7 protein-coding genes and 2 pseudogenes are annotated in these 8,544 nt (G+C 69.1%); 4 read left to right on the top strand and 5 right to left on the bottom strand.

All coding sequences use genetic code 11. From position 1 onward, the window contains the following. Together AX737_RS02260 and AX737_RS02255 are read right to left on the bottom strand one after the other, a co-directional pair. Nucleotides 1–419, bottom strand: a pseudogene (locus AX737_RS02260) (hypothetical protein); the annotation flags it as partial. 2 nt (nucleotides 420–421) lie between these two features. Continuing rightward, complete coding sequence (locus tag AX737_RS02255) at nucleotides 422–688, bottom strand: hypothetical protein (protein ID WP_066918672.1); 267 nt, start codon at nucleotides 686–688, stop codon at nucleotides 422–424. Between the two features lie 444 nt (nucleotides 689–1,132). Between AX737_RS02255 and frc the strand changes: the two genes are divergently transcribed. Both frc and AX737_RS02245 read left to right on the top strand, forming a co-directional pair. After that, entirely contained in the window at nucleotides 1,133–2,410 is a 1,278-nt protein-coding gene (gene frc / locus AX737_RS02250; protein ID WP_066918670.1) for a formyl-CoA transferase, read from the top strand. Nucleotides 2,411–2,560: 150 nt separating this feature from the next. Next, the gene (locus tag AX737_RS02245; protein WP_066918668.1) at nucleotides 2,561–3,493 is read left to right on the top strand and encodes a methionyl-tRNA formyltransferase; all 933 of its coding nucleotides are present in this window, start codon (nucleotides 2,561–2,563) and stop codon (nucleotides 3,491–3,493) included. 354 nt (nucleotides 3,494–3,847) lie between these two features. Here the strand turns inward: AX737_RS02245 and AX737_RS02240 are convergent, their stop codons facing one another. Beyond that, entirely contained in the window at nucleotides 3,848–5,371 is a 1,524-nt protein-coding gene (locus AX737_RS02240) for an NCS1 family nucleobase:cation symporter-1 (RefSeq protein WP_082772828.1), read from the bottom strand. A gap of 198 nt (nucleotides 5,372–5,569) precedes the next feature. Between AX737_RS02240 and AX737_RS02235 the strand changes: the two genes are divergently transcribed. After that, nucleotides 5,570–6,244, top strand: a complete 675-nt coding sequence (locus tag AX737_RS02235) for a TetR/AcrR family transcriptional regulator (protein WP_156453490.1) — start codon at nucleotides 5,570–5,572, stop codon at nucleotides 6,242–6,244. A 35-nt stretch (nucleotides 6,245–6,279) separates the two neighbouring features. On the opposite strand, the gene AX737_RS02230 is transcribed toward AX737_RS02235, so the two are convergent. Beyond that, nucleotides 6,280–6,564 (bottom strand): hypothetical protein, encoded by a 285-nt coding sequence (locus AX737_RS02230; RefSeq protein ID WP_156453489.1) that lies wholly within the window; start codon nucleotides 6,562–6,564, stop codon nucleotides 6,280–6,282. Between the two features lie 116 nt (nucleotides 6,565–6,680). On the opposite strand from AX737_RS02230, the gene AX737_RS02225 reads away from it, so the two are divergent. Further along, nucleotides 6,681–8,165 (top strand): MFS transporter, encoded by a 1,485-nt coding sequence (locus AX737_RS02225; protein WP_066918662.1) that lies wholly within the window; start codon nucleotides 6,681–6,683, stop codon nucleotides 8,163–8,165. A 58-nt stretch (nucleotides 8,166–8,223) separates the two neighbouring features. Here the strand turns inward: AX737_RS02225 and AX737_RS34000 are convergent. Next, nucleotides 8,224–8,544: pseudogene (locus AX737_RS34000) on the bottom strand (hypothetical protein); the annotation flags it as partial.

Raw genomic sequence — 8,544 nt, 5'->3', positions numbered from 1 at the left:
GGCGGGGTGAGCATCGCGTCGAGCTCGGCGGCGATGCGGGCCGAGAGATCAGCGCGGGCCGCCGCGTGGCAGGCCCGGATCTCCGCCATCCGGGGGGCAATCACGTCCGCGTGGATCGCCGCGACGATCGCCCGGAAGTTGACGCCGAGATCGCCGTAGGTCTCGCCCATCGGCACCGAGAGGTCGGCCATCACCCGGATCAGCAGCTCGTGCACGACGAGCCGCTCGGGGCGGAACGCCACCACCTCGGTCGGCGCGAGGCCCGAGAAGGCGGCCACCTCCTGCGCCTCGGCGAGGGGCGTCGCCACGTTCTCCGGGCGGAACACGGTGGCCAGCGGCAGGAAGGCCCGCGGCAGGGTCGATTCGATGCCCGGGTTCCAGGGGCCCCGTCCCGTCGCGCTTCCGGCGCCCGCGCTCACGCTCAGGCCGCCGCGGGGGTCTCCCGGAACAGGGCGGTGCAGCCCGCGTCCCGGTGCATGCTCAGGATCGAGGCCCGGTCGATCTCCGGATGGGCCTCCAAGACCCTGCGCACGCAGCCGACCACCTTCTCGTACTGGCCGGCATCGTAGTTCCGCTCCAGCGGGCTCACCGCGATGTAGGTTTCGACCACGAGCACCCGCTCCGCCCGGTCGCGCGTGACCTCGACGGCGATCCACGAGGATTTGATCAGGCGGCTGCTGGCAAGCATGGAGGTCGCTCCCGTTCTCACTGAGGGCGCAGGGCGGCGCGCTGGCCGGGAGGATGGCGCGGCCATCGCAACTTGCCAAGTGCTTGTGGAGTGCTCGTCGAGTGCTTGCCGAATGTTTGCGTGCGAAGTTGGCGAAGCGAAAAGCCTATTTTGCGGCGCGAGAACTTGAGGCCTCGACCGTCTTCGCAGATGCAGCAATATCGGATTCGGCCGTTGCAGGGTTCCCGGGCGCTTGAGGCGGCGGCCGTGTCGGCATATTCTATGCCACCGAGAGCCGTCTCCCGCCGTCCACCGAGGCGGCGGGCGGGTGGTTTGACATCTGGAATCTGGTATTCCAACGTGGGCTGACAAAATCGAGCGCCTGTCGCCCGCCGAACCCTGGACAGCCTGGGACCGGCTTCGGGCGGCGAATCGGACAGCGGCGCCGCGCATGGGGAAGAGACGATGAGCAAGGCTCTGGACGGCATCAAGGTTCTGGATTTCACGCACGTCCAGTCCGGCCCCACCTGTACGCAGCTCCTGGCATGGTTCGGCGCCGACGTGATCAAGGTCGAGCGCCCGGGCGTGGGCGACGCGACGCGCGGGCAGCTCCAAGACATCCCGGACGTGGACAGCCTCTATTTCACGATGCTGAACCACAACAAGCGCTCGATCACGCTCGATTCCAAGAACCCCAAGGGCAAGGAGGTGCTCTGGCGCCTCATCAAGGAATGCGACGTCCTCGTCGAGAACTTCGCCCCCGGCGCTCTCGCCCGCATGGGCCTGACCTGGGAGAAGATCCACGAGGCCAACCCGCGCATGATCCTGGCCTCCGTGAAGGGCTTCGGCCCCGGGCGCTACGAAGATTGCAAGGTCTACGAGAACGTCGCCCAGTGCGCGGGCGGCGCCGCCTCGACCACGGGCTTTCGCGACGGCATCCCGATGGTGACGGGCGCGCAGATCGGCGATTCCGGCACCGGCCTGCACCTCGCCCTCGGCATCGTCACGGCGCTCTTCCACCGCACCCATAGCGGCCTCGGCCAGCGGGTCGATTGCGCCATGCAGGACAGCGTGCTCAACCTCTGCCGGGTGAAGCTGCGCGACCAGCAGCGCCTCGCCCACGGCCCCCTCCGGGAGTACAGCCAGTTCGGCGAGGGCGTGCCCTTCGGCGACGCGACGCCGCGCGCGGGCAACGATTCCGGCGGCGGCCAGCCCGGCCGCATCCTCAAGTGCAAGGGCTGGGAGCACGATCCCAACGCCTACATCTACTTCATCACGCAGGGCCCGGTCTGGGAGCCGATCTGCGACATCATCGGCGAGCCCGGCTGGAAGACCGACCCGGACTACGCCACGCCCAAGGCGCGCCTGCCGCATCTCAACGAGATCTTCACGCGCATCGAAGCCTGGACGATGAAGCACGACAAGTTCGAGGCGATGGACATCCTCAACAAGTACGACATCCCCTGCGGCCCGATCCTGTCGATGAAGGAGATCGCCGAGGACGAGGCCCTGCACAAGACCGGCACCATCGTGGAGGTCGATCACCCGACCCGCGGCAAGTACCTGACCGTCGGAAACCCGATCAAGCTCTCGGCGAGCCCCGCCGAAGTGACGCGCTCCCCGCTTCTCGGCGAGCACACCGACGAGATCCTGCGCACCGTGCTCGGCTATTCGGAGGCCGAGATCGCCGAGATCGAGCATTCCGGCGCGGTCGGCGCGGTGCAGAAGATCGCCGCCGAGTAGCGATCACCCGCCGCGGCGTCCTCACCGAGGCCGCGGCCACGACGACGATCGGTCCCCGAACGCGGGCGCAGGTTCCCTGCGCCCGCTTCGCCGTCCGTCCCCTCCGGCGCGCCGAGGGGGCACCCGAGGATCATCACCCAAGGATCGTTCATGCGTGTCGCCTTCATCGGTCAGCAGGATTTCGGCAAGGCGGTGCTCGAGGCCTTCCTCGACCGCGGCGACACGGTGGCGGGCGTGTTCTGCGCGCCCGAGAAGGCCGGTGCGAAGCCCGACGTCCTGCGGACCGCTGCCGAAGAGCGCGGGCTGCCGGTCTTCCAGTTCCCAAGCCTGAAGAGCGCCGAGGCGGCGGAGGCGATGCGCGGGCTCGACGCCGATATCGGCGTGATGGCCTACGTGCTGCAGTTCGCGCCGCAGGACTTCGTCAACATCCCGAAGCACGGCACGATCCAGTACCATCCCTCGCTGCTGCCGCGGTATCGCGGGCCCTCCTCGATCAACTGGCCGATCGCCCGCGGCGACACCGAGACCGGGCTCACGATCTTCCGCCCGACCGACGGCCTCGACGAGGGGCCGGTGATCCTGCAGAAGACCTGCGCGATCGGGCCCGACGACACGCTCGGCGACGTCTACTTCAAGCAGCTCTTCCCCCAGGGCGTCGCCGCGATGCTGGAGGCCGCCGACCTCGTGGTGGCGGGCGAGCACGTCGAGATCGCCCAGGACGAGGATGCGGCGAGCTACGAGGGTTGGTTCCGCACGCGCGAGTCGGCGATCAGCTGGGCGAGCCACGCGGAGCACGTCTACGCGCTCATCCGCGCCTCGAACCCGGCGCCCGGCGCCTGGACGACGCTCGCGGGCAAGACTCTGCAGGTCTTCGACGCCAAGCTGCACCCGATCCGCCGCTTCGGCGACGTGCGGGGCAAGCTCGGCGAGGTGGTGGCAGTCGGCGAGGACTCGTTCCGCGTCGCCGCGCAGGGTGGCCAGATCGAGGTGTTCCGGGTGAAGCCGGAGGGCGGCCGGAAGGTCTCGGCGGGCGAGTTCGCGCGCGAGGGCGGGTTGAGCGTGGGCACGATCCTCGGCGGATAGTGTTTCGCCTTGAACGCAACGCCTTCCCGTATTGAGCGCCCCCTCTCCCCGCCCGGCGGGGAGAGGCCTGTCTGCACCTCGTTGTGCAGACAGGAAGCGGAGGCGCAGCCGCAGCGGCGGTGAGGGGGGATCACCGGATGAGGCTTCTCCGTCGAAGCCCCCTCACCCCCGCCAGCCGGCTCGCTCCATGCCCCGACAAGGGGGCATGAAGCCCTCTCCCCGCACGGCGGGGAGAGGGGATCCACGGGTGTCGCCGTGATCATCCGGAATTAGGAAGCGCCGCAAAACGGGCGGCGGTTCGGGCCGGAGCGCTCCCCGCCCATCCCGGGCGGAGAGCGCTGCGTGGTCTCGCGCCTACTCCGCCGGCTGGGCGGCCAGTACCGGCTGGCGGCGCATCAGGGCGAGGTAGATCACGAAGCCGAGCGCGCAGCCGATGAACCACGTGAAGTTCGCCAGCACCCCGAGGCTCGGGACCAGCACGCAGAGCGCCGGCACCAGGGCGGAGGGGATCAGCGCCGTCACGGCGGCCCGGTTGTAGCCGTTCTCGTACCAGTAGCTGCCGGCCGGGCTCATCGTGTAGAGGTCGTCCAGCACGATCCTCTCCTTCTTCACGAGGTAGAAGTCGGCGATCAGGATGCCGAACAGCGGCCCGATGAAGGCACCCAGGATATCGAGCGTGTAGTGGATCACCGCCGGGTTGTTGTAGAGGTTCCACGGCGTGATGAAGATCGAGCCGACCGCCGCGATCATCCCGCCCATCCGCCACGAGATCCGCTTCGGCGCGACGTTCGAGAAGTCGAAGGCCGGCGAGACGAAGTTCGCCACGATGTTGATGCCGATCGTCGCCACCATGAAGGTGAAGGCGCCGAGCACCACCGCGAAGGTGCTGTCGATGCGGCTCACCGTCTCGACCGGATCGGTGATCAGGTGGCCGAAGACCGGCACGGTGGCGGACGCCGTGATGACGGTCAGCAGCGAGAAGCCCAGGAAGTTGACCGGCAGGCCCCAGAAGTTGCCCCGCTTCACCGCCGCGAAGCTCGAACCGTAGCGCGAGAAGTCGCCGAAGTTCAGCATCGGGCCGGAGAAGTAGGACACCACCAGCGCGATGGCGTTGAGCATCACCGGCAGCGCCGCCCAGCCCGTGTACTTCACCTCGCCCAGCGTCAGGCCGACATTGCCGAGCCCGGCCTTCGCCACGAGGTAGCCCGCCAGCGCGATCATCACGACGTAGACGGCCGGTCCCGCCCAGTCGATGAACACGCGGATCGCGTCCATGCCGCGCCAGAACACCAGCGCCTGCACGACCCAGAGGAACATGAACGAGGCCCAGCCGAGCGCCGACAGGCCGGCGAAACCGTACTGCTTCAGGTCGGCGTAGGGAGCGAGTTCGGGGTAGAAGCGCAGGGCCACCACCATGAAGGCGGCCGAGGCGAGATAGGTCTGGATACCGTACCACGCCACCGCGATCAGGCCGCGGATGATCGCCGGGATGTTGGCGCCCTTCACCCCGAAGGAGGCGCGGCAGATCACCGGGTAGGGCGTGCCCGAGACCTGGCTGGGCTTGGCCACGAGGTTGCAGAAGACCTGCACGATCACGATGCCGACGATGAGAGCGATCAGCACCTGCCAGCTCACCAGGCCGAGCGAGAACAGGCTGCCGGCGGTGACGTAGCCGCCGACGCTGTGCACGTCCGACATCCAGAAGGCGAAGATGTTGTAGGTGCCCCAGGTCTGCTTCCTGAGCGGCGCCAGATCCTCGTTGACGAGGTTCGGGTCGTAGCTCGGTTTCATGATGATCGCGTCGTGCGTCCCGTGTGCGCCGGACACCTCCGGCACTGCGGCGCCGGGCGGCGCGAGCTCGTTTGCGTGAATCGACATCTGCCACCTCCCAGTGGTCCGGCCTCGTCCGATCGCTCTTTGGCCGGTGGACGGCGTCGCAATCGTTGTGCCGGTTTTTAACGATCGGTAAGATCCATTAAACGATCGGTCCGTGCAAGGGCCTTTCGGACGGGTTTTCCGGGCCGGGCCGTGCGACGATGCGGGCGGTCCGGGGATCGGGAAGCGACGGAGCGGCCAGTGCGTTCGAGGTCGGTGAAGGACGAGCAGGTGCGGATCCGCGGCACGTCGCGCGGCGGGCGGCGCCCGCCCCCGGCCGCGAATGTCGAGGACAAGATCCTCGACGCGGCCGAGCTCGTATTCGGCAATTACGGGCTGCGCGGCGCGACCACGGCGCTGATTGCCGAGGGTGCGGGCGTGTCCAAGCCGCACCTGTACTACTATTTCGACAACAAGGAGGATCTGTACCGCGCGCTCCTGGAGCGGGCGATGAACCGGTGGGCGGCCGATATCGACGCGCTCGACGCCACGGGCGACCTGCGCACGGTGCTCAGGGACTATATCCACCGCAAGGTCGATTTCTCCCGGGACCACCCCTCCCTGTCGAAGATCTATGCCACCGAAATCATCAGCGGTGCCCCGCATATCGGCAGCTTCATCGAGCGGGTCTCGACGCAGCAGCTGCTCGCCAAGGTGGCGATGGTCGAGGAATGGGCAGCCGCCGGCAAGGTCCGGCCGATCAGCCCGGCGGACCTGTTCTTCTGCATCTGGGCCATGACCCAGGCCTACGCCGACTTCTCGGACCAGATGGCCCTGATGAAGCGAAAGGACCGCCTGGAGCAGGCCGACTACGACGCCGCCAAGGCGACGATCGTGCAGCTCGTCTTCGGCGGGCTCGGGCTGACGGAGGCCTGACCGGCGGTGACGTGCAGCCCCGGATCGCGGGCGCCTCAGCGCGCCTCGACCAGGGCCGGATAGACCATCCGGACGGTGCGCCGCGCCTGCGGGATCTCGGCCGCCGCACCCGTGCGGGTCACCGCATTGGGCAAGCCGCCCGGCACGGGCGCGCTCGACTGGGACGGGCGCAGGCGCCAGATCTCGGCGCCGATCTCCACCCGCTGCCGCGCCTGCCCCAGCGTGCCGTCGGCGGCGTGGATCGGAAACGTCGTCGCGCCCGCCGCCAGCGCGGCCAGCAGGACGAGACGGGCACGCTCTCTCAAAAGTCGGGATTTCATCGGGACGCATCCGCGTGAGCGCCCTACTTCAGCCCGACGCCGGTGAAGGTCCCTCTGAACGGGCCGACACTGCACAGACTTCCCAACATCTCCCGCGAGTCAGGGTAAACAGGCGCATGGCGAGCAAGGTCGAGGGCAAGGGCGAGGGTCGGGGCGCCACCCCGGAGCGCGTGCCGATGGGCGAGGTCGTCGACACCGACATCGCGGGCCGCCTCGACCGGCTGCCCTGGGGCCGCTTCCACGTCCTCGTCATCGTGGCGCTCGGCATCACCTGGGTGCTGGACGGGCTGGAGGTGACGCTGGCCGGCGCGCTGGTCGGCGCGCTGCGCAACCCGCCGATGTCCTTCAGCGAGTTCGACGTGGGGCTCGCCGCGAGTTCCTACCTCGTCGGCGCCGTGACGGGGGCTGTGGGCTTCGGCTGGCTCACCGACCGGATCGGGCGCAAGAAGCTGTTCTTCATCACGCTGGCCCTCTACCTCGTCGCCACGGCGGCGACCGGCCTGTCCTGGGACATCTACAGCTTCTGCGTCTTCCGCTTCCTCACGGGCGCGGGGATCGGGGGCGAGTACACGGCGATCAACTCGACCATCCAGGAACTCGTGCCGGCGAAAGCGCGCGGCTGGACCAACCTCGTCATCAACGGCTCGTTCTGGATCGGCGCGGCGCTGGGCTCCTTCATGTCGATCGTGCTGCTCAGGCCCGAGGTGATCGACCCGGCCTGGGGCTGGCGCGTCGCCTTCTTCACCGGCGGGGCGATCGGCCTCGTGATCCTGTTCCTGCGCCGCTGGATCCCCGAGAGCCCGCGCTGGCTCGTCACCCACGGCTACGCGGCGGAGGCCGACCGGGTGGTCAGCGGCATCGAGAAGCGCTTCACGGATGCGGGCGTCCCCCTGCCGCCGCCCGATCCGAAGAAGCACACGCGGCTGCGCACCCGCCACCACACCCCGCTCTCCGAGGTGGCCCACGCGATGTTCGTGACGAGCCGCAAGCAGACGCTGGTGGGCCTCTGCCTGATGATCGGACAGGCCTTCTTCTACAACGCCCTGTTCTTCACCTACGCGCTGGTGCTGGAGCGCTTCTACGGGGTGCCGGGCGGGCATGTCGGCTGGTACCTGCTGCCCTTCGCGCTCGGCTCCTTCCTGGGGCCCGTCCTGCTCGGGCGCTTCTTCGACACGGTCGGGCGCCGCCCGATGATCGCTTTCACGTACGGCATCTCGGCCGTGCTGCTGGCGATCGCCGGCTACCTCTTCAAGATCGAGCTCCTGGGGCCCGTCGGCCAGACTGCGGCCTGGATGGTGGTGTTCTTCTTCGCCTCCGCGGCTGCGAGCTCCGCCTACCTGACGGTGGCCGAGACCTTTCCGCTGGAGATCCGCGCGCTCGCGATCGCGGCCTTCTACGCGCTGGGCACGGGCATCGGCGGCGTTTCGGGGCCGCTCCTGTTCGGCACGCTGGTCGAGACCGGCTCGCGCGACGCGGTCTTCGGCGGCTACCTGCTGGGCGCCGCCCTGATGCTGGTGGCCTCTGTGGTCGGCGGGGTCTGGGGCACGGCCGCGGAGGGCCGCTCGCTGGAGGACGTCTCGAAGCCGCTCGCCGCCGCCTGAGGACCCGGGAATCCCGGGGCCCGAGGCCCCACGGGGGGGCGGGGCGGAGCCCCGGGCCTCAGGGCCGTCCCTTCTCCCGCGGTGCCTTGGCGGCCTCGCCCTTGCGCGGCGCGGCGGGGCCGAGCGCGCCGGCCGTCACCCACTGGCAGACGCCCGTGCTCTGCAATCCGAGGCAATCGTAGGCCTGGCCCTCGAGGGCGACATGGTCGCTGATGCCGGTGACGCTCTCGGGCGCGATCGCGCCGCAGCCGAGATGGTCGGCCTTCGGGTCGGCGATGAGGGCGGCGGCGCCGGCCGCATCTCCGGTCTGGCGCATCAGCAGGCGGTAGTTCGCGAGCGAGGCGCAGCCGATGCCGCAGACCTCCGAGACCGAGATCCG

Origin of the sequence: Methylobacterium sp. CCH5-D2 (assembly GCF_001556475.1) — a bacterium.
Lineage (GTDB): Bacteria > Pseudomonadota > Alphaproteobacteria > Rhizobiales > Beijerinckiaceae > Methylobacterium > Methylobacterium hispanicum.
This window is presented reverse-complemented; position numbering and strand designations above follow the sequence as displayed.